The sequence below is a fragment of the Rhizobium sp. BK376 genome (genome assembly GCF_004341625.1).
Classification (GTDB): Bacteria; Pseudomonadota; Alphaproteobacteria; order Rhizobiales; family Rhizobiaceae; genus Rhizobium.
Genome location: NZ_SLZG01000036.1, coordinates 1 through 20,526, shown reverse-complemented (window position 1 = coordinate 20,526; position 20,526 = coordinate 1). Strand labels below are relative to the sequence as shown.

The 20,526-nt window shown below is 60.6% G+C and carries 18 protein-coding genes and 1 pseudogene; 7 read left to right on the top strand and 12 right to left on the bottom strand.

Going from position 1 to position 20,526, the window contains the following annotated elements:
• Positions 1 to 2: 2 nt before the first annotated feature.
• The 10 genes from ureB to EV561_RS33580 all read right to left on the bottom strand — a co-directional run bounded on the left by ureB (position 3) and on the right by EV561_RS33580 (position 10,569).
• Positions 3 to 701, bottom strand: a complete 699-nt coding sequence (ureB, locus tag EV561_RS33625; RefSeq protein ID WP_132528228.1) for an urease subunit beta — start codon at positions 699 to 701, stop codon at positions 3 to 5.
• A 16-nt stretch (positions 702 to 717) separates the two neighbouring features.
• The gene (locus EV561_RS33620; protein WP_132528227.1) at positions 718 to 1,395 is read right to left on the bottom strand and encodes an urease accessory UreF family protein; all 678 of its coding nucleotides are present in this window, start codon (positions 1,393 to 1,395) and stop codon (positions 718 to 720) included.
• Positions 1,388 to 1,837 (bottom strand): urease accessory protein UreE, encoded by a 450-nt coding sequence (ureE, locus tag EV561_RS33615; protein WP_132528226.1) that lies wholly within the window; start codon positions 1,835 to 1,837, stop codon positions 1,388 to 1,390. Before ureE ends, EV561_RS33620 begins: the two co-directional genes overlap by 8 nt.
• A gap of 33 nt (positions 1,838 to 1,870) precedes the next feature.
• Positions 1,871 to 3,559: an asparaginase domain-containing protein gene (locus EV561_RS33610; protein ID WP_132528225.1), complete on the bottom strand. Its 1,689-nt coding sequence runs from the start codon at positions 3,557 to 3,559 to the stop codon at positions 1,871 to 1,873.
• A gap of 22 nt (positions 3,560 to 3,581) precedes the next feature.
• Positions 3,582 to 4,517, bottom strand: coding sequence for an acetamidase/formamidase family protein (locus EV561_RS33605; protein ID WP_132528224.1), 936 nt, complete (start codon positions 4,515 to 4,517; stop codon positions 3,582 to 3,584).
• A gap of 295 nt (positions 4,518 to 4,812) precedes the next feature.
• Entirely contained in the window at positions 4,813 to 5,871 is a 1,059-nt protein-coding gene (locus EV561_RS33600; RefSeq protein WP_132528243.1) for an ABC transporter ATP-binding protein, read from the bottom strand.
• A gap of 31 nt (positions 5,872 to 5,902) precedes the next feature.
• On the bottom strand, positions 5,903 to 6,994 hold the full coding sequence (locus EV561_RS33595; RefSeq protein ID WP_207910645.1) for an ABC transporter ATP-binding protein: 1,092 nt from the start codon (positions 6,992 to 6,994) through the stop codon (positions 5,903 to 5,905).
• Positions 6,995 to 7,010: 16 nt separating this feature from the next.
• A complete protein-coding gene (locus EV561_RS33590) occupies positions 7,011 to 7,913 on the bottom strand; it encodes an ABC transporter permease (protein ID WP_132528222.1) in 903 nt (300 codons plus the stop codon).
• A 12-nt stretch (positions 7,914 to 7,925) separates the two neighbouring features.
• Positions 7,926 to 8,882, bottom strand: a complete 957-nt coding sequence (locus tag EV561_RS33585) for an ABC transporter permease (RefSeq protein WP_132528221.1) — start codon at positions 8,880 to 8,882, stop codon at positions 7,926 to 7,928.
• Between the two features lie 91 nt (positions 8,883 to 8,973).
• Positions 8,974 to 10,569, bottom strand: coding sequence for an ABC transporter substrate-binding protein (locus tag EV561_RS33580; RefSeq protein WP_132528220.1), 1,596 nt, complete (start codon positions 10,567 to 10,569; stop codon positions 8,974 to 8,976).
• 325 nt (positions 10,570 to 10,894) lie between these two features.
• Between EV561_RS33580 and EV561_RS33575 the strand changes: the two genes are divergently transcribed.
• From EV561_RS33575 to EV561_RS33560, 4 genes are read left to right on the top strand one after another with little or no spacing between them, the layout of a single operon-like run.
• Positions 10,895 to 11,095, top strand: a complete 201-nt coding sequence (locus EV561_RS33575) for a hypothetical protein (RefSeq protein ID WP_132528219.1) — start codon at positions 10,895 to 10,897, stop codon at positions 11,093 to 11,095.
• A 5-nt stretch (positions 11,096 to 11,100) separates the two neighbouring features.
• A complete protein-coding gene (locus tag EV561_RS33570; RefSeq protein WP_132528218.1) occupies positions 11,101 to 12,525 on the top strand; it encodes an amidase in 1,425 nt (474 codons plus the stop codon).
• 14 nt (positions 12,526 to 12,539) lie between these two features.
• Positions 12,540 to 13,940: an amidase gene (locus EV561_RS33565; protein ID WP_132528217.1), complete on the top strand. Its 1,401-nt coding sequence runs from the start codon at positions 12,540 to 12,542 to the stop codon at positions 13,938 to 13,940.
• A gap of 24 nt (positions 13,941 to 13,964) precedes the next feature.
• On the top strand, positions 13,965 to 15,368 hold the full coding sequence (locus EV561_RS33560; RefSeq protein ID WP_132528216.1) for an amidase: 1,404 nt from the start codon (positions 13,965 to 13,967) through the stop codon (positions 15,366 to 15,368).
• Positions 15,369 to 15,468: 100 nt separating this feature from the next.
• On the opposite strand, the gene EV561_RS33555 is transcribed toward EV561_RS33560, so the two are convergent.
• A complete protein-coding gene (locus tag EV561_RS33555) occupies positions 15,469 to 15,888 on the bottom strand; it encodes a MarR family transcriptional regulator (protein ID WP_245513173.1) in 420 nt (139 codons plus the stop codon).
• Between the two features lie 277 nt (positions 15,889 to 16,165).
• Complete coding sequence (locus tag EV561_RS33550) at positions 16,166 to 17,212, bottom strand: substrate-binding domain-containing protein (RefSeq protein ID WP_132528215.1); 1,047 nt, start codon at positions 17,210 to 17,212, stop codon at positions 16,166 to 16,168.
• A gap of 252 nt (positions 17,213 to 17,464) precedes the next feature.
• Here EV561_RS33550 and EV561_RS33545 point away from each other — a divergent pair, with 252 nt between their 5' ends.
• From EV561_RS33545 to EV561_RS33535, 3 genes and pseudogenes are all read left to right on the top strand, one after another.
• A complete protein-coding gene (locus EV561_RS33545; RefSeq protein WP_132528214.1) occupies positions 17,465 to 18,172 on the top strand; it encodes a cysteine hydrolase in 708 nt (235 codons plus the stop codon).
• 76 nt (positions 18,173 to 18,248) lie between these two features.
• On the top strand, positions 18,249 to 19,817 hold the full coding sequence (locus EV561_RS33540) for an amidase (protein WP_132528213.1): 1,569 nt from the start codon (positions 18,249 to 18,251) through the stop codon (positions 19,815 to 19,817).
• A gap of 112 nt (positions 19,818 to 19,929) precedes the next feature.
• Positions 19,930 to 20,403: pseudogene (locus EV561_RS33535) on the top strand (transposase); the annotation flags it as partial.
• Positions 20,404 to 20,526: the final 123 nt, after the last annotated feature.

Below are 20,526 nucleotides of genomic sequence, written 5' to 3'. Positions count from 1 at the left end.
TTCTACGCTCCCAGATAGCCGCGCGTGCGGGCAAGTTCGAGTGCTCTTTCCTTCGTGCCTGGTTCGTCCAAAGGGCCGTTGACCAGGCCGGCGGCGCCCCGGATGACACGATCGCCCTCGATTGGGATGAGTCTCACCGTCTTTCCGGCGCCCGGTTCGAAGCGAATACCGGTTCCGGCCGGCCGGTCGATCTTCATGCCGTAGGCCGCCGCTCGGTCAAAATCCAAGGCTTTGTTGACCTCGAAGAAGTGGGTGTGGCTGCGCACCTGCACATCACGGTCACCCGTGTTCACGACATCGATCGATATCACCGGCAATTCGGTGAACATCTCGATGTCGGCGGCTGGCGAAATGATCTGGCCGGGAACGATGTCGTCGAGAAGCGGCTGGGTTCCGGGCGAGATCGGCTCGAACAGCGCGACGACCTTCGTGCCTTCCGCGAAAAGGCATTCGATATAGAGCATGGTCACCATTTCGGCGACGCCAGGCTCGACATCGTCGGTCGTCAGCATTTGGCCGGCGAGATTGCGGATTTCCGCATAAGGAAGGCCGCGCCGGGCGGCCAGCATCACCTCGTCGGTGAGGAACGCGACGGCTTCGGGATGGCTGAGGCGAATTCCGAGCGAGCGGTTGCGCCGCGCCATCTCGGCGGCGGTGAAGATCGTCAGGCGATCCATTTCGGTTGGGGAGAGGTTCATCATGGCGGCTACCTCTGCATCAGGTGGAAAACATGCGGACATGCCGCGATGGGCCGCGAGACACGGCAATGTCGATCAACGGCGTGAAGCTCGATGGCTGCACATCATCGAGCACCGGCGAAGCGAGCAGGTCGGCGAGGGTTTCGCGGGCCGACCCAATGCTTTGCTGCGCCTCGACATGCCCGATGATCCCGAGCCTGACGCCCGCACTGACAAGCCCTGTGACAAGGGTCCAGCCGGACAGCAACTGGGCTTCCGCGATGCCCAAGCCGGCGTCCCGATAGACGAGGGCTTGGCAGATGGGCAGATGCCCTAAACGGGGATCACCGGCGATCATCGTGCGATAGCCCGACGATAGTGACCCTCCCAGTCTTGCCGAGACCCCAAGCAACGCCCGACCGGCCCGATGCGAACCGTCACGCATCTGCGCTGAAGGTGTGGCGGCTTCGGCATAGCGATCCACGGCGGCGACCGCGGCGAAATTCGGCGCCCGGAACGCCCGGATCAGCAAAGGCCGGTCCATCGTGTTCCAACGGAAGAACAAATGCTCGAAAATGAGATCGCCTAGCCCTGCCTGCCCTGACAGCAACCCGTCCTGCGCCAGACCTTCGAGCCCCCAGGAAAAGGCGAAACCTCCCGCCGGATAAGCGCTATCGCCATATTGCAGAAGTGCCAGCGCTGCCTTGGTGTCAAACATTGGCGTGTTCCATCAGATCGCCGGCTTCGAGCAGCGGCATGATCCGCTCACGATAGCTTTGCAGGGGACCGTCCAGCAAAATCAGCAGATCGTCGTCTTCGAAGCGTACGCGCCAATGGAGGTTTCCGGCATTCCAACCCAGCTTCAACGCTGCCGCCGCATTCGCCGGACGAAGCCGCCAAACGGCTTGTTCGCCGAAGCGCACGATAATGGCTCGCTCCGGCTCAAGATAAAGAATGGCGCCGTCGAAGAGCTCTTCGTTGCGGTCGAGGCTGATGGCGCAATCCGTGCCGCGATCGGTCGGCAGACGGAAACGCTTGCGACCGGCATCAGAGGGCGGCACGAATAGAAGTTCGATGCCGTTGCGATGTTCCAAATCGTGCAGCGCCGCGCGGTAAGCGGCGTCCCTCTCCTTGCCGATAATGCCGTGAAGCCTCAGCATTCGCTTCTCCGTCGTTGACCTCTTCTGCGCGCGTCAATGCGTGTTGAATACCTTCTGATAGGCCGCAAGCGCCGCTCTGTGGGCTGCTATCTCCTCGGGCGTCGGCTTGGCCGGATTTGCCGCCGCCGGCAGGCTGCCGAATTTCATCAGGCAGGCCATGAGCAGCATGCGGGCCTTGGTGGAAGTCAGGTTCAGGCCGGCGATGCTGGTCGGTTCGGGGTCAGCGAAACCCTCCGGATAGCCGCGCCCGACCCGCACCACCGGCAGGCCGGAAAAGCTTGCCCGGCGCAACATCGCGGTGCGCAGCTCGGATGTCGCCGCGCCATAGGGCACGAGCCCTTCGACCACGAACCCGGCCAGTTTTCCGCTGGTGAGCTTGTGCTTGATCAGGAAATCGAGATCGGCCTCAGCCGCCGGATCGTCGCCGAACATTTCCGCCGCATAGCCGCCGTCCTTGACGATCGAAACGGAGGGTATGGCGTCGGCGAGCAGTTTGCCGGTGCCGTCCTTGACCGGGATGTCAATGGTGCCAATGCCCTCCGGACCGAGCTTTGACGCCTTCACCATTGCCGGAAGCCGGGTGAGGTTCACATCCGACTTGGCGGTGTGCTTATAGGCCGGAACATACATGATATAGGGCGCACCGGCGTGGGTGATCTGACCCATGATGCCGCCGTGGCCGCCGGTTGCGACATAGCCGCCCGGCCGGGCATCGACCTTGGCAACTTCGCGCGCCGCGAAAAACTGCTGCTCCTGAAGGACAATCGTGCCGACGCGATTGTTGCCCGCGCCGTCATCCCAGATGCGCGATTCGATATAAGTCACCGAATCCACGATATTGGCCGGACCGTCGTTGCTGACCTGTCCCTGCGGCCGTTGCGCCGCGTTGCAGGCGATCGGCAGATTGGTATCGATCAGCAGATTGAACCAATAGGCGGTCTCTTCGACCTGCGGGCTGCCCTGCGTCCAGATGGCGCCGTCATATTTGCCCGACGACATGATCGCCTGAACGTCATTGGTGATCTTCGCAAGCATCGGCCGAGGCGGCGCTTTCGCCAGGTGATAGGGCTTGTAGGCAAAGAAATCCCAGCCAAGTCTCTCAGTGGCGACATCACCTTCGCCCGTGTCCGCGCGATCGGCCGAGGCAAGCCCCTTGGTGAAACCTCCAGGTGGAGCGACGCGATAGAAATCCACTTCGGCGCGGCCGCCGATCATGTTGACCTTGCCGTCGACGCCAATCGACAGGCGGTCTATCTCTTCGAAGCTTCGCGAGCCATCGGGAAAGAAACCTTGCCGCGATAGCGGGCTGCCAGGGGCCGTCGCTTCTTCTTCCCAAGGCGCTCCATCCTTCTGCATCGCCATGTAAGGCAACGGATAGAGGCCATCCTCCGGCGTCAGCTCGATTTCGTAGACCGGTTTGTCGCCGGCACTTTTGCGTTCGCGGCTGAAATTTCCCTCCGAGTCGATATAGCCGTCGGGATCGGCATAGAGCTCGGCGGTGTCGGCCTCCAGCGGGTGCGCGGAGAACTGTTCGACATAAACTTTGACCGGTGCCGCCAGGCGCTGCGCCCGGAGCGCGTCGAATGTCGATATGCTGCCGTCATTGCCAAGCAACGGGGCCAAGCCCTTGCGCAATCTGGCTTTGTTGGAGGTGACAAGCGGCGGCGTATTCTGAATCGTGGCCGTCGGCCCCGCCATGTGCGCAATGCGGATCTTGCTCATAACGAAGTGCTCCCTTTATCCATCATGAAAAGTTCTTCTTGTGCATCATCATGTGCACACCCTTGGAGCCGTTGACGGTCTGGGTGACGTGAAGGTCCCCTGCCAGGCTGCACAGCATGTAGGCGTCGGCGTGCGACAGGCCGCGCTTTTCGCCGAGAAGCGCGATCATGTCGCGCAACGCCTTGATGGCGCATTGGTCGAGGTCGGGGTCCATGCCCATGGTGATGTGGTGGCTCGCCGTCTCCGCCCGTGGGTAGGTGAATGTCAGATCGTCCCGCACGATGAATTCGAATGTGCCGCGCAACGCGGTCTCGATCGCGGTGACGCAGACCTCGCCGTCACCCTGGCAACCGTGACCGTCGCCACACGAAAACAGGCCGCCTTCCACGAACACCGGCAGATAAAGTGTCGTGCCTGCCACAAGTTCCTTATTGTCGAGATTGCCGCCTGTCGCTTGCGGCGCGATGGAGCTTATCCGACCCCAGCCCTTCGGAGGGGCAAGGCCCATGACGCCGAAGAAAGGCGCGAGCTCCAGCTCCAGCCCCCAGGGCATCGTGCCGACGTTGCGCTCCTTATCAAGAGGAATGTTGACGATGCGCGGTTCATCGTAATCGTGCGGCAATGTTCCCAGCAGCGGCAGGATCAGATTGAAGCCCCAGTCCTGGAGCAGCGACACCTCATGGATGCGCACCTCGAGGACGTTGCCGGGCTTCGCGCCTTCGACATAGACCGGTCCGGTGAGGATATGCGGGCCTTCAGGCTTCAAGCCCGCGTGAATGTCCGTAAGCTCCGGCGGGATGAAAAACCTCTCCGGATCGGGAAGCACATTTGGGGGGCCTGTCACTGTATCGATGGTGACGATATCGCCGCTTGCGACCTTCAGAGCCGGTTTTTGCGTCGCGTCGAAATAGCCCCAGTGACAGCTTTCCACGCTGGGTTTGAGGTGATGTTTGCCCAATGCCCGTCTCCCGTTGCCTGCAGATATGCTCAGAACGCGCCGCACTCCATGACCGGCAGCCTACGCGACACAACCTAATAGTCAATATGGCAAATAATGAAATCAAAAATATTGCATAATAAGATAATGCAAAGCATTAAAATCTATGCAAAATATAGATAAACCAAATACTTAGACCAGCAATCGAAAGGGCTTAAATAGCCGAAATTTCGATCTATTGTTAAACCTGCCGTGTGTTCGTGGAAGCTAAAATCGTGAGACGATCCGCCTTCACAAAGGTGCGCAATCGCGGCGATCAAACCAATTGGGTACCACGCCTCATGTCGGAAACCAGCTGGCCGGCGCGGGTGCTGATCTTGAAGCAACGAACCATGTGTCCGCTCGCATCCGATATCGCCGCCGGCACGGCGGCCAGGCATTCGGGGGTGGCGTAGGGACAACGCGGGGCGAAGCTGCAGCCGTCGGGCAGATTGCGCAGATCGGGCGGTGTGCCAGGAATGGCTTCGAGCGGTTCGCCCCGGGCTTGGTCCTTCACCGTCGAGGTCAACATCGCCTTGGTGTAGGGATGCTGGGGGTTCAACAGAACGTCCCTCGCCTCGCCATATTCGATGATGCGGCCGGCATACATGACCGCCACGTTGTCGGCGATCTGCGCGGCGACGCCGAGATCATGCGTCACGAAGATCATCGACATACCCATCTCCCGCTGCAGGCGCCGCAACAGCACCAGCACCTGGATTTGCACGGAGGCATCGAGAGCCGTCGTCGGCTCGTCGGCAAGCAACAGGCTCGGCCGGCAGGACAGCGCCACCGCGATCATGGCGCGCTGACGCAGGCCGCCGGACAATTCGTGCGGAAACGCCTTCAACCGGCGTTCCGGCGAAGGAACGCGCACCAGTTCCAGCAACTCCAGCGCCCGCGCCCAGGCGGCCTTCCGGTCGATCTTTTCGTGGCGCATCACTGTTTCGGCGATCTGATCGCCGATCGTGTAAAGCGGGTCCAGCGCCGTCATCGGCTCCTGAAAGATCATCGAGATGGTCGCACCGCGCAGCTCGGACATGGTCCGTTCGCTGACCTTGGTGATGTCATGCTCTCCGACCTTCATCGTGCCTTCGATGACTGTCCGTTTCTTCGGATGCAGCCTGAGCAGCGAGCGCATCATCACCGATTTGCCCGAGCCGGATTCACCGATGATGCAGAGCACCTTTCCGCGTTCGAGATCGAACGACACGCCGTTGACCGCCTTGACGGTGGCGTCGCGGCTGACGAAGCGCACCCGTAGATCCTCGATATGGACGAAGGCATCCTCGGGGGCGGGATGCGGTTTGGCTGATGCCAGATCGAGAGGTTTCATTTGGCTCATGTCCTGTCTCCTTGTGCTGGCCTTATGCATCGAGGATCGCCGCCGGGGCGCGTGTATGGCCCGAACCTGCATGGACCATGTAACAAGCCGCCAGGTGCTGGTCTGGAGTTGCCCTCAGCGCATCGCCCAGGGCCGGCGCCTTGGACATGCAGATGTCTTCGACATAGGGGCAGCGGGTGTGGAAGCGGCATCCTGAAGGCGGGTTAACGGGATTGGGCGGGTCGCCCGCCAATGGCGCGCTATCCACCCGTTCGGCAGGATCCATGCTCAGCCGGCACTCCAGCAGGGCGCGCGTATAGGGATGCTTCGGATCGTCATAGACCTTGCCGACCGGGCCGATCTCCACGACCTGCCCGAGATACATCACAAGCACCCTGTCGGAGATGTAGCGCACTACATGCAGATCGTGGGAAATGAAAATATAGGTGAGGTTGAGCTGTTCCTTGAGGTCGCCAAGCAGGTTGAGCACCTGAGCCTCGACCGACTTGTCGAGCGCCGAGACGGCTTCATCGAGGATCAGCAGCCGGGGATCGAGCGCCAGCGCGCGAGCGATATTGACGCGCTGTTTCTGGCCGCCGGAAAGCTCGTGTGGGTAGCGCTGGCCGAAAAGCTGCGGACGCAGCCCGACCTTCTCCAACAGGGATCGCGCCTGCCGCTTGGCTTCCTTGGCGGAGGCGCCCTGAACCTTCGGCCCGTAGGCGATCGATTGCTCGATCGGCAGACGCGGGTTCAATGAGGAATAGCTATCCTGAAACACCATCTGCATCGAGCGTCGGTGGCCGTCGAGCGAAACGCCGCGCTGGTCCCCCACCGGATCGCCGTCGAGGATCAGACGGCCGTCGTCCTTGCCGATGAGATACATCAGTAGGCGGGCAAGCGTGGATTTCCCGCATCCGGATTCTCCGACAATGCCGAGCGTTTCGCGCTTGAGCACGTAGAAGGAAATATCGTCCACGGCCTTGACCTCGGCCACCTTGCGATTGAGCAAGCCGGCGCGGATCGGGAAATATTTCCGGATATTTTCGACGATCAGCATGGGCTGCGCCGGACCGCCGCGATCGCGTGGATCGACGTCGGATTGGGCGGGTTCCAGTTCTTGGATCAGATCGGTCATTGGCATGTCCCCGCGGTCAAGACTTGACGTCCATGGCCTGACGCAGGCCATCACTGACGAGATTGAAGACGATTGAGGTGACGAGAATGGCAACGCCCGGTATGGCGCTGATCAGCGGCTGCACGTAGATCGACTGGCGGAGCGTGGAGAGCATCAGGCCCCAGTCCGCTGTTGGCGGCGATACGCCCAGTCCAAGGAACGACAGGCCCGATGCCAGGATGATGGAGACGGATACCAGCGTCGATGCGTAGACCAGCACTGGCGACATGACATTCACCAGCACATGGGTGAAGAGGATGGAGATGGTCGATGCGCCGCTAGCGCGTGCCGCATCGACGAAGTCCATGCTACGGACCTGGCTGGTCGCGGTCTCGGCGACGCGACACAGCGGCGGCAGCAGAACGACCGTCAGCGTCAGCAGCTGATTGGTGATGCCGCCGCCCAAACTGCCGGAGATCGCCACGGCAAGCAGCACCGACGGGAAGGCGAAGAACACGTCCATGGTGCGCATGATCACCATGTTGACCTTGCCGCCATAATAGCCGGCCACAACACCCAGTAGACCGCCGACAATCGTCGCCAGCGCCACCGGCAGGATGCCCATGGTCAGCGACACCCTGCCACCATAGAGCAGGCGGCTCAGCATATCGCGCCCCTGCTCGTCCGTGCCGAGAAGGAAGTTGCGATAGCCGATCGGCTTCAGGCGAAACGCCATGCTTGACTTCAAAGGATCCATCGGCGACAGCAACGGCGCGAAGATCGCGGACAGAACGATCAGGATGATCACGACCATGCAGAACAGCGTGACATAGTCATAGCGCAAACGCTGCCAGACGCTGCCCCAATAGCTGCGCACATGGACGACAGGTTGTCCCTGGGTTTCAGGGAAGGACATGGAATTGACTGGAACATCAGACATCGGCCGCCTCCGTCAGTTGCGTTTGATGCGGGGATCGATCACCGACTGGGTAAGATCGACGACCAGGTTGATGAGCACGAAGGCGGTGGCAAGGACGAGGATCGTTCCCTGCAGCAACGGGATATCGCGGCTGAGGATGGCCTTGTTCAGCAGGAAGCCGGTGCCGGGCCAGGTGAAGACTGTCTCGACCAGCACGGAACCGCCGATCAGGTAGCCGAGCTGGAGGCCGAGCATCGCGATCGCCTGGGGCATGATGTTGCGGATGGCGTGCAGCATGATGCTGGTTTGGCTGAGCCCCTTGGCCCGCAGCGTCTGGATGAAATCCTGATTGAGGATTTCGGCGAGCGACGAGCGTGTCGTTCGCGTCATGATGCCAAGCGGCGGCAAGGCGAGCGCGATGATCGGCATGACCGCGAACTGGAAATCGTGCCAACTGAAGTAGTTGAAGCCTTGCGATCCCCCCGCCCCCATGCCGGTTGCCGGAAGCCAGAACAGATCGACGGCGAAGACGATGACAAGAACGACGCCGAGCCAGAATGGCGGCACGCTGATGCCGAAGACCGCGACGGCGATGATAAGCTTGTCGATGAAGCTGCCCGACTTGTAGGCCGCGATGGCGCCCATGATCGTTGAGAGAACGAAGGCTAGCACCACGGAAATCAGCGCAATAACAATCGTATTGCCGAAAGCGCGGACGACTTCGCTCGCCACCGGCGCATTGTCGGAGATCGACATGCCGAGATTGCCGGCGAGAACTTTGCCCAGCCAGATGAAATATTGGATCGGCAGAGGCTGGTCGAGGCCGTAGGCAGCCCGGAGCCTGTCGGCATCCGCCTGCGATGCCGTCGGCGACAGCAGGTTCTGGATGGGATCGCCCGGAGCGATGTGCACCAGCGCAAAACAGATGACCGTGACACCGAACAGGATCGGAACCGTCAGGATGAGGCGCCGAAGCGCGTACAGCCACATCGTATCTCTCCATAATCATTCTGGCAGCATGTTGCCACAAAGCCTGAAAGCGATACGGGCGCCTGAGCGCCCGTATCCGGTCATGCATCGATCAAGGTGCGACGACGATCGGCGTCAGATCCTGGAACCAGCTCTGGGCCTGAACGAAGCCCGAGAGTTTCGGGGACAGTGCGCGCGGATTGAGATCGTGAACGATGTAGAGTTCCGACGCATCCGCAACGACCGTTTCGTTCATCTTGGTCAGCAGCGCGTTGCGTTTGACCGGATCGAATTCGCCGAGCGCTTCGGTGCCGAGCTTGTCCACGTCAGGGTTCGAATAGGAACCCCAGTTGCAGCAGGACGGCGGCCCATACTGCGTCATCCACTTCTTCAGGATGCCCTGAACCGGATCGATCGGCGCCATGGAGAAGTTGATGGCGTTGTAGGGCGAACCCTTGCCGCCCGACAGAAACACGCCGATCAGGGCGTTCCAGTCCATGGGAACGAGATCGACCTGGAAGCCGACGGCCTCCAGCTGCTCCTTGACCAATTCATTCATCGGCAAGGGCTGCATTTGCCCGGAGCCGGAGGTGGATATGCCGACCTTGATGGCGCACGGTGAGCAACCGGCTTCCTTGAGAAGCTCCTTGGCCTTATCGGGATCGAAGTCGTATTTCGTCGGATTGCCGTACCAAGGCTGCGTGGTGATCAGCGTTTCGTCGGCGGCGACGGCAACGCCGTCGAGCATATCCACCATGTCTTGCCGGTTCATGGCATAGTTGGCAGCTTGACGAACCCGCTTGTCATTGAAGGGGGGCGTGTCGGTGCGCAGCAGATAATCCCAATTGTGGGGATAGGGCACGGTGATGATCTTCATGCCGGCGGACTTCAGGCGCGGAATGGTGTCCGGCGATGGCGCTTCCACGAAATCGACCTGTCCGGAGAGAAGTGCCGCGGCGCGCGTGGAGGCCTCGGGCATCGGCAGGAGCACGAGGCGATCATGCTTCGGCACGCGCTTCGGATCCCAGTAATTGGCGTTCTTGACGAGCTCGAGGCGCTCATGCGGAACGACGCGATCGAACTTGTAGGGTCCGGTGCCGGAGGGCGCTGCCGCGAACTTGTTATAGTCGTAGCCGTCGGCTTTGACCGCGCAATCCGAAATCATGTAGAGCATCGCCATCTCATAGGGGAACAGCGAGCTCGGTGTCTTAGTGGTGATGGCGATGGTATAGTCGTCGAGCTTGGCCACATTGTCGACGTTGACGACATAGGTGCCCATCTGGCCAACCTGGCGAGCGTTGAACTGCGGTGCCTTCGGATCCATCACGCGCGCGAAGTTCCAGATCGCCGAATCGGCGTTCCAGGTGCAACCGTCATGATATTTGACGCCCTGGCGCAGATGGAAGATCCAGCGCTTATTGTTCGCGGGATCAACCACCCAGCTCGTTGCCAGGCCGGGCACGATGTCGGCGGCCTTATCTGAACTGGACAGATCCCACAGCGCGAGCGTGTCGTAGAGCGTATAGCCGGCAAAACGATAGCCCTCATAGCCCTGGTCCGGCGCGCCGGTCCAGTCCGGAATATCGGCGGCCGTCATGGCAACGCGAAGGACTGACTCCGCTGCGTAAGTGTGTGCGGCAGAGCCCGCCACGGTAAACGCGGCCACTACGGCGGCCGCGACGATCCCTCGCATTCCAAATAGTTTCATGGTGCTTTTCTCCTGTAGGCAGGTGCGCCAACGCACTGGACCCATTCTGCTCTGCAAGGGTCGTGCCAAGCGTCCATGCCCAAACAGGAAGAAATAAAATTCACCATTAAAATATTCAAATGAAAAGCTTTTAAGAGATTCGATTGTCATGACAGGTGACGTCACACTCTGATAAATTGTTTCTTTTCAATTATTTGATTGCGCAATTCCCGCCGTCTTAACGCGCAAAAAAAGTGCAACATGCACAATATTTGTTCTTCAATATTATCATTTGCAATTATCTCTTTTTCTATTATTTTGCCGGAATTCAAGAGGAGCGAGACCGATGCCGGAATCCAAACTTTCCCCAGAAATCGCAGAGATCGAACGCCGCTTTCTCAATGCCGGAGTGGTCCCGCCCGCCGACCGCGCCCGGGGCGCCTATGAGAATGCGGAAGGGCTGCTCGCCGCCTTGCACTGGCTGCGTCCGCAACGCGCGGCGGCGGCCGAGCCGTCGAATACGTTCAGCTTGGTTGGAAAGGATTGACGTCTATGAGCATCGCGGTTCCACTTCATGAACTGTCTATTGCCGAAGCGAGCGCGGCCTTGCGCGCCGGCGAAATCAGCTCTCGCATGCTCACGGAGAACGCGCTTCAGCGGATTTTCGGGCTCGATCCGGCAATTTCCGCTTTTGTGCTGGTGACAGCGGATCGGGCGCTTGCCGACGCGGAGAAGGCCGATGCCGCGTTCGCAGCCGGGATCGATAGGGGTCCCATGCAGGGCATTCCCTACGCCATGAAGGATATATACGATACGGCGGGTATCCGTACCACCGGCCACTCGAACCTGCTGCGCGACAATGTGCCTGCCACCGACAGCGCCGTGCAGGAAAAGCTGGCGGCCGGCGGCGGCGTGCTGCTGGGCAAGGTCGGCACTTTCGAATTCGCGATCGGCGGACCAAGCTTCGACCTACCGTTTCCACCGGCCCGCAACCCCTGGAATACCGACCATTTCACCGGCGGCTCCTCCTCCGGCTCGGCTGCGGCCGTTGCCGCCGGCATGGTCCGCATGGCGATGGGCTCCGATACGGGTGGCTCGATCCGCGGGCCCGCCGCCTATTGCGGCACCGTCGGTCTGAAGCCGACCTATGGCCGGGTATCGCGGCGCGGCGTCTTCCCGCTCGCCTATTCGCTCGATCATTGCGGCCCGCTGGCGTGGTCGGTGGAAGATGCGGCGCTCACCATGCAGGTCATTGGCGGTTACGACCCGCTCGATCCCGCCTCGGCAAAGCTGCCGGTGCCAGACTTCACGGAGAAACTGAACCGAGACCTCTCTGGCCTGCGAATCGGCTATACGCGCAAGTTCTATATCGAAAACCCCTTCCTGACGGCAGAGGCAACGGCAGCGCTTGACGCGGCGGCCCAGCAGATGGCGGCACTCGGAGCTGTTGTCGATGAGGTCGACATGCCGCCCTTCGAGCAGTTCGATGCCTGCTGCCGGGTGATCATGTTCTCGGAAGCCTATGCTATCCACGAGACGGACCTGAAGGTGCGGCCGCATGCCTATGGCCGCTACGGATACCAGCGGCTGATTTCCGGCGCCGTGCTTTCGGCGGCTGATTATGTCCAGGCGCAGAGGCTGCGTCGGGAGTTGACCGCCTTTGTCAACGACAACCTATTGTCCAGGCACGATGCGCTGCTCGCTCCGAATGCCCTGAGCACGGCCGCTCCCTTCTCGGATTTTGGTCCGGATGCCAGCCGCTGGGGCGGCATGTTGACCGGGCCGTTCAATGTGACCGGCAATCCTGCCCTGGCGCTGCCGATCGGCTTCGGTGCCAACGGCCTGCCCCTCAGCGCCCAAATCGTCGGCAGGCCTTTCGATGAGCCAACCGTGTTGCAGATCGGTTCGGCCTATGAGGCCGCCGTCGGCGTCACCAAAATCCGTCCCAGCATGCCGCAAGCGGCAAAGGCTGCTTGAGAAGGTTCGCGACATTGTCCCTCGACGAAAATCTGCACTACGCATCCCTGCTTGAAATCTCGACCTTGATCGCTTCGGGCGAACTGTCGCCGCTGGCCATCACCCAATACATGCTTGAACGCATCGCCAAGGTGGATCCGGCACTGCATTCCTATCTTTCCGTTACGGCTGAAAATGCTCTGATCGAGGCGGAGGCGGCAGGGAAGGAAATCGAATCCGGGCGATATCGCGGGCCGTTGCATGGCGTGCCGATCGCCATCAAGGACCTGTTCCACACCAAGGGCGTCGCTTCGACCTTCGGGACGCTCGCCTACAAGGATTTCGTCTCGGACGAGGATGCGACGATCGTACGGCGGTTGCGCGCGAGCGGCGCCATCATCCTTGGGCGGCTTCATCTCCATGAGGGTGCCTTTGGGGAGCACCACCCTGCCCTGGCCAGATGCCTGAACCCTTGGAACAAGGACTATTGGCCAGGCGGCTCCTCGTCGGGCTCGGGGGCCGCGACGGCTGCCGGGCTCTGCTTCGGCAGCCTGGGCACCGATACCGGCGGATCGATCCGTTTTCCGTCGGCGGCCAATGGTGTGACCGGCCTCAAGCCAACCTGGGGGCGGACCAGTCGCTACGGCGTCTTCCCACTGGCCGGATCGCTCGACACCATCGGCCCGATGACCCGCGATGCGGCTGACGCTGCGGCCATGTTCAGCGCCTTTGCCGGCCCCGATCCACTCGACCCGACCAGCCTTTCGGCAGCGGTTCCCGACTATCTCGGCGCGCTGGACGGCATATTGGGAGCACGAGGTTTTCGCATCGGCGTGGACGAAACCTATCTCCAGGCCGGGGTCGACAGCGAAACAACGCAGGCGATCGGTAATGCGATAGAAGTGTTCCGGCAGCTCGACGCCATCCTTGTGCCGGTCAAAGTGCCTGATCGGCTCGATGCGACATCGGCCCAGATCACCATCACCGATGTCGAAACGGCCCAGTTTCATAAGAGCGTCTACGAGGCCGACAAGTCGCGCTTCGGACCGCAATTGGCGGCCGCGATCGAACGTGGTTTCGGCTATGACCCGATGGCGGTGTCGAAAGCCTACATCGATCGGGACCGCTTCAAGGGCGAGTTGAGCCGGATGTTTGCCGGCATCGACGCGCTGATCTCTCCGGTCTACCCGGTGACCGGTATTCCCTATGGCCGCATGGACGAGTTTCTGTCCGATCTGCACCGGCTGCTCGGCTACACATCGCCCTTCAATGTCTCGGGCAGCCCCAGCATCACCATGCCTTGCGGCATGGCCTCGATCGGCGTGCCGCTCGGCCTGCAATTGATCGGCCCGCATTTGTCGGAAGCGTCGCTTCTCAAGGCGGCCCATGCCTACCAGCAGGCCACCGACTGGCACACCCGCCGCCCCAATCTTTGATCTCGAACCATGGAGCCCGCAACCATGTCCCTTGACGATATCCATTATCAGCCGCTGACCGTCGTTGCGGAACATATCCGCAAGCGCGACATCTCGCCGGTGGAGGTGACCGAGGCGATCCTGTCGCGCATCCAGAAACTCGATCCGGGTCTCAAGGCCTATACGACCGTGACCGCCGATCTGGCGATGAAACAGGCGCGGACCGCCGAAGCCGAAATCACCAAAGGAATCTATCGCGGCCCAATGCATGGCGTGCCGATCGCGGTCAAGGATCTGTGCTTCACCAAAGGCATAACCACGACGGGCGGCATGACGATCTATGCGGATTTCAAGCCCGATCACGATGCCACCGTCGTCACCAAGCTGGCTGAGGCCGGGGCGGTACTCCTCGGCAAATTGCATATGACCGAGGGGGCGACGCTCGAGCATCACCCCGATATGCCGGAGCCGGTCAATCCGTGGAAAAGTGATCTGTGGACCGGCGTTTCCTCCTCGGGATCAGGCGTTTCGACAGCCGCCGGCATGGCCTATGCCGCCATCGGCTCGGACACGGGCGGCTCGATCCGCTTCCCGTCCGCCTGTAACGGATTGACAGGTGTCAAGCCGACCTGGGGCCGGATCAGCCGCTACGGCATCTTCGATCTCGCCGCCACCTTCGATCATCTCGGGCCGATGGCGCGCTCTGCCGCCGACGCCGCGGCCATGTTGCAGGCCCTGGCGGGATGGGATGCCAAGGATACCACTTCGTTGCCGACACCCGTTCCCAACTATCTCGACGAACTGGACGGCGTCTATGGCGCTCGCGGCGTCAAGCTCGGCGTCGACTGGGATTATGTGGCTGATGACGCCGACCCGCTGACCATCGGATTAATCAAGGACGCGATCGCCACCCTGGGCGAAATCGGCGCCCTGACGCAGGAGGTCAAGTTCCCCTCCACCGACATGCTGCTGAAATACGCCATGCCGATGACCATGGCGGAAATGGCGGCCCATCACGACAAGACCTACCCTTCGCAGAAGGAAAAGTACGGCCACTGGATCACCACCGGCATGGAGACCGGCCGCAACGCCAATCCTGTCGATATCGGCAAGGGCATCATCGAACGTTACAAGTTCCGGGGCGCGGTGGTCAGCATGTTCACCGATATCGACGTGTTCATCATGCCGGTCTTCCGCCTGGGAACGCCGACCTGGACGGAGGTTCGCGCCGCCGTCGCGGAAGATTTCAACATCATCGGCAAATTCACCTCGCCTTTCAACGCCAGCGGTATCCCGACCGTGACGCTTCCTTGCGGCTTTACCGCCGATGGTCGCCCGGTCGCCCTGCAACTGGCAGGAGTTCACGGTTCGGAGGCAATGCTGCTTAAAGTGGCCCACGCTTATCAGCAGGCAACAGACTGGCACACGCGGCGTCCGCCCGGGTTGTGAACTCCCACGGACAGGCCGTTCAGACAGATGTTGAAAATGCCGGAGGCCCGCTATCAACCAATAGCGGGCCTCCGGCCGAACCATTTCAAAATCGACGTTTTTACTGGATGAGCTCGCGCAGCAGGTTGCGCAATTCTGCAGCCCCTTCCGAGTCGAGCAGTTCGACAAGCCGCTGTTCCTGGGCCGTCGAGATTCCGCGCAGGCGCTTGAACAGCACCTTGCCCGCCGGAGCCGTCAAAATGAGCACGCGCCGGCGATCATGCGGATCGGGAGACCGGTAAACCAGGCCTTCGGCCACCATCCGGTCGACGATCTTCGTCAGGGTCGCCGGTTCGACGAGGGATTGCTCGGCAATCTCGCCCATGGCGCAGGGTTCGCCTGCGTCGAGCACTTCGAGAATTCTGAACTGATCGATCGGAACTCCGCCCGGGCGCAGCCTCTCTTCCAATTCGCTTTCAAGCTGGCGGTTCACGCTCGCGATCATATAGGCGAGCTGATCCTTCATATGTTTTGCGGCCATACTCCCTCCCATTGTCGGTTCTTCATTAGTTGCAATTTCTACAAATTCCGATCGCTGATCGCATCCGCCATGATCGTCTCATCGATATGGCTCGACCGATATCGAAGGAATCAACACCGCCGACTGGCGTTTGGATACCAGAGGGACTTTCCTTTGACAATATTTCAAATTCAACAAATTTGGAGTGTTGGCCACACGCATCACCCGATCGGGCAGGATCGGGAGAAGGATGGAAGCCGCGGCGCCGGAGCGAAAGCCCTCCTGTGGTGAGGCGCAGCTAGGGAGTCAGCGCGGCAACGACCTGCAGAGTGACGCCATCCGCACGCCCCATGTAGACGGAAGGCCATTGACCGACCGGCTTGCCTCCAAGCCAATGCCGTGCCTTTGGCCGCGACATCGGCTGGTGCAGATGGTTGGCTAGAACACGGCTGTCGCGCGTTTGCAGATTTCCTGCAAGACCGGCGATGACATGGAGCCCCTCATAGAACCCGACGCTTGCCGCCGATACCGGCGGTGCGAACTCGCCGAATGCGCTGTGATAGAGCTCCAGAAAATGATCGTTCGAACGCGAATGATGATCGGCAAAATAGCTTGCCGCCGTAAAGAGGTTGTTCGAGGCGTCGGAGCCGATACCGCAGATGATGGTCTCATCCACGATCAAGCCGAAGCGAAGCATCTTTTCGTCAAGGCCGGCGGCCGCGAATGCCCGGTTGAATTCGACCGCGCTCAGGCCCACCAACGCCTGAATGACCACCTGCGCGCCGCTTTGGGCGATCTGCCGAAGCAGATCCGTATAATCGTCTATCTTGGTCGGCACGATCGCCTGGCCGACCAGGTGAGTGCGCTGCGCGCGCATCAGCCACTGCGTAGTCGCCAGCGCCATGTGCGGCCAGATATAATCGTTGCCGACGAAGAAATAACGCTCCGCATGTTTTTCGCTCCGAAGCCATTGCAGGGCCGGCGCCATCAGTTCCTGATCCGTACTGCCGATGGCGACCGTCGAAGGACCGCAGGCGATCCCCTCATATTGCGGCGTATAGATATAGGGCACCGTGCTTGCGACGCGCTCGCTGACGGCATCGCGGATGTTGCTGGGATGACCGCCGACGATCGCATCGACGCCGTCGATCTCGACAAGCGTATCGACGGCGGTCAGGGCCTCGCTCACGGAGAAACCGCAATCCCCGAAGACGATCTCGATTTCCTCGCCCAGAATGCCGCCGGCGGCATTGATCTCCGCCGCACCCACCACCGCAGCCGCGTCCATTGCTGGCGCCCATATGCCCGCGACACCGCTTCGGGCATGCAACAAGCCGATTTTCATGCGTTCACCCTTTCCATGAGCCGGTGCCGGCGAAGCGCGGACTTTCGTCCGTTACAACATTTGAAAGAGAAAGCGTTTGCCCAATAGGACGGGACACCATGCAACGCAGCAACCGCTGATGTCAAACGATTGATGTATATTTCATCGAAAATCATTTCTGCACAAATACTAGGCAAAATGATACCAAAATATAGACTTGTAAATTTGATATTTTCATATTTGATTATATCAGCTCGTAAGAAGGAGTTTGTCATGCATGCAATTTCCATCCCGCAGCATGTTGTTGAGCGCGGTCGCAAGCAGCGCGGCGGCAAGGAGCATATTTTCGATGTGCTCGACATAAGCAAGGTTGCCCATGTGATCGTCGACCTCCAGAAAGGCTTCGTTGCCGAAGGCGCTCCGGTCGAAGTCCCGTTGACGCGTGAGATCTTCGATAACGTCAACGCCATTTCGCAGGCCGTGCGCGACGGCGGCGGGCTCAATGTCTTCCTGCGCTACACCTACGATCCGCACGAGCAGCTGCCGTGGAACGTCTGGTTCGAAAACTACATGGACGACAGGCAATTTGCCCTGATGAAAGAAGCCTTCGCCCGCGGCGCTGACGACTGGCAACTGTCGAGCGAGCTCGACGTTGCCGCCGGCGATCTGATCGTCGATAAGACGCGATTCTCGGCACTCATTCCAGGCACCTGCGATCTGGACCAGCAGCTCAAGGCCCACGGCATTGACACGCTGATCATCACGGGGACGCTGACGAATTGCTGCTGCGAGAGTACGGCGCGTGATGCGCTGCAGATGGGCTACAATGTGATTTTCCTGACGGACGCCAACGCCACGCTGAGCGATGAGGAACATAACGCGACACTGATCAGCATGGCCGCGATTTTTGCCGATGTTGTGGACACCGGCCACCTACTTGCCCTGATCGACAAGTCCGTCAAGCTGAAAGCCGCAGCATAGAGTTCCGCCGGTCCGGCTGACGGATACCGGATCGCCAATTTTCCCATTCCCGCCCTAAATTTTGGAGCAGCATCGCATGAACGCCTTGGTCGAAACCGCCTTGGACCCCGAAATTGAGCTGATGGAACTGACGATCGCAGATGTCCGGCAGGCTTTCGATCAAGGCAGCTACACATCCGAAGCGCTGACGAAGGCGTATCTGAAGCGCATCGAGCGTTACGAGCCCTATTATAACGCCTTCACGTTCATGAACCCGACAGCGCTCGCAGACGCAAAAGCGGCCGATCAGCGGCGCAGTGCCGGCAAGACGCTCGGCCCCCTCGACGGCATTCCGGTCGTCGTCAAGGAAGCCATGGATTTTGCCGGCCTTCCATCTACCGGCGGCTGGGCGCCGCTTTCCAGCGCGGCTGGCGGCTTCGACCTCATACCAGAGCACGACGCTCCTGTCGTCGCCAGACTGAAGGCTGCTGGAGCGATCATCCTCGGCAAGACGAATATCCCAGCCTTCAGCCATGACGGCACCCGCGCCAATACGAGCTGGGACGGACCGACCTTCAACGCAGTTCATCGCGCTATCGCTCCTGGCGCCAGCTCGAGCGGCACGGCGGCGGCCGTCTCCGGGAATTTTGCCCTGGTCGGGCTTGCGGAGGAGACTGGCGGCTCGATCCAGAATCCGGCGGCTGCGCAGAGCCTCGTCAGTGTCAAGCCGACCTTTGCGCTCGTCCCCAATAGCGGCGTCACACCGCTTGCCGGATCGACCCGCGATGTGGTCGGACCGCACGCCCGCACGGTCACCGATGCGGCGCTGCTTCTGAATGTCATCGCCGGCTATACTGCGGAGGATGCCAAGACCGTTGCCGCCATCGGCAACGTTCCCGAAGCTGGTTATGCAAGCAAACTCAGCCCGACCGCCCTGAAGGGCGCGCGCGTCGGTCTTTATGGCGAGGGCTGGCGCGGCGATGCGCTGTCGCCGGAGGCCCTGGCGCTCTATCTGGCTGCTGTCGACGACATCAGGGCGCGTGGAGCGATAACTGTCGATGACCCTTTCCGGGGCAGCGACTTCGCAAGCCTCGCCGACAAAACCGAGCGCTTCGACGCACGGGGGATGGAATCCCTGGCTTACGATTTCGACAATTATCTGCGCCGCATGGGACCGTCCGCCGCCGCGAATTCGCTGCAAGAGCTGCAGAAGATGCTGAAGGTCGATCCATTTGCCGATGACGATCTCCTCGGCAGGCACGCAAAACTGATGCCCATTCTCAGGAAGTCGCTGGAAAACCCAGCAATCGTCCCCGATTTGGGCGAATTCCTTACCGCGCGCCAACGCTATCTGAAGACGTTCAACGCGGTGATGGCGCAATACGGCCTCGACCTGCTGGCATTCCCGCAATCCTCGGCCGAGCTCCCCGGTATATTCGAAGAGAAGGAATATCCGTCCACCACCGTCTCGGAGATCAACATAGCCGGCCTGCCGGGCGTTACTGTTCCCGCCGGGCAATATAAGAACGGCGCTCCCTTCAGCCTGATACTGATTGGCCGCATGTGGTCGGAAGCCGACCTACTAGCTTACGCCTATGATTACGAACAGGCCACCCACCGCAGGATCGTCCCGCAATTGGAAGAGAACGTCTACGAGAGAGTTTGAGGACCTAGACTAAATGTTCGCCTGGGGACGGGGTGACCCGTCTCACATTATGCAGGTATCGAGGGTTGCGAGAGCGATGCCCTCGTAGAGCCTCATGCATAGGAGACGGGCCATGGACGAGACTATCACATATGTCGGATTGGATGTTCACAAAGAGACGATCGCGGTGGCGCTCGCTGACGGCGGTGGGCGCGGTGACGTGCGCTCGTTTGGCCAGATCGTCAATACACCAACGGCCTTGGCCCGCATGCTGGCCAAGCTTTCGCAGCCAGGCCGGACTTTGAAGTTTTGCTACGAAGCAGGACCTTGCGGCTACGGCATTCAGCGGCAACTATCTGCCGCAGGTCATGACTGTGTGGTCGTCGCCCCTTCTTTGATCCCGCGCAAACCAGGCGATCGCATCAAGACAGACCGTCGGGATGCCAACAATCTGGCAAGACTTCATCGCGCTGGGGAACTGAGCGCTGTTTGGATACCAGATACAGCCCATGAAGCGATGCGTGATCTGGTCCGGGCAAGGCTTGCCGCTGTGCGCAGCTTGCGGCAAGCGCGCCAGCAGCTCAGCGGATTTCTGCTTGGTCATGGCGTTGGTGCGCGGATCGTTAATGGCGTTTTCGTAGGTGATCGGCAATCGCAATAACCGGTCTTCGTGACAATGCCTTTCAAGCACAATGCCTCCCGCCGCCATCGCATTGGCAAGATGAAGTTC

Excerpts from the sequence above, each read along its gene's own strand:
- ureB (WP_132528228.1), bottom strand. The coding sequence starts at position 701 with ATGATGAACCTCTCCCCAACCGAAATGGATCGCCTGACGATCTTCACC.
- EV561_RS33620 (WP_132528227.1), bottom strand. The coding sequence starts at position 1,395 with ATGTTTGACACCAAGGCAGCGCTGGCACTTCTGCAATATGGCGATAGC.
- ureE (WP_132528226.1), bottom strand. The coding sequence starts at position 1,837 with ATGCTGAGGCTTCACGGCATTATCGGCAAGGAGAGGGACGCCGCTTAC.
- EV561_RS33610 (WP_132528225.1), bottom strand. The coding sequence starts at position 3,559 with ATGAGCAAGATCCGCATTGCGCACATGGCGGGGCCGACGGCCACGATT.
- EV561_RS33600 (WP_132528243.1), bottom strand. The coding sequence starts at position 5,871 with ATGAAACCTCTCGATCTGGCATCAGCCAAACCGCATCCCGCCCCCGAG.
- EV561_RS33595 (WP_207910645.1), bottom strand. The coding sequence starts at position 6,994 with ATGACCGATCTGATCCAAGAACTGGAACCCGCCCAATCCGACGTCGAT.
- EV561_RS33590 (WP_132528222.1), bottom strand. The coding sequence starts at position 7,913 with ATGTCTGATGTTCCAGTCAATTCCATGTCCTTCCCTGAAACCCAGGGA.
- EV561_RS33585 (WP_132528221.1), bottom strand. The coding sequence starts at position 8,882 with ATGTGGCTGTACGCGCTTCGGCGCCTCATCCTGACGGTTCCGATCCTG.
- EV561_RS33580 (WP_132528220.1), bottom strand. The coding sequence starts at position 10,569 with ATGAAACTATTTGGAATGCGAGGGATCGTCGCGGCCGCCGTAGTGGCC.
- EV561_RS33575 (WP_132528219.1), top strand. The coding sequence starts at position 10,895 with ATGCCGGAATCCAAACTTTCCCCAGAAATCGCAGAGATCGAACGCCGC.
- EV561_RS33570 (WP_132528218.1), top strand. The coding sequence starts at position 11,101 with ATGAGCATCGCGGTTCCACTTCATGAACTGTCTATTGCCGAAGCGAGC.
- EV561_RS33560 (WP_132528216.1), top strand. The coding sequence starts at position 13,965 with ATGTCCCTTGACGATATCCATTATCAGCCGCTGACCGTCGTTGCGGAA.
- EV561_RS33555 (WP_245513173.1), bottom strand. The coding sequence starts at position 15,888 with ATGGCCGCAAAACATATGAAGGATCAGCTCGCCTATATGATCGCGAGC.
- EV561_RS33550 (WP_132528215.1), bottom strand. The coding sequence starts at position 17,212 with ATGAAAATCGGCTTGTTGCATGCCCGAAGCGGTGTCGCGGGCATATGG.
- EV561_RS33545 (WP_132528214.1), top strand. The coding sequence starts at position 17,465 with ATGCATGCAATTTCCATCCCGCAGCATGTTGTTGAGCGCGGTCGCAAG.
- EV561_RS33540 (WP_132528213.1), top strand. The coding sequence starts at position 18,249 with ATGAACGCCTTGGTCGAAACCGCCTTGGACCCCGAAATTGAGCTGATG.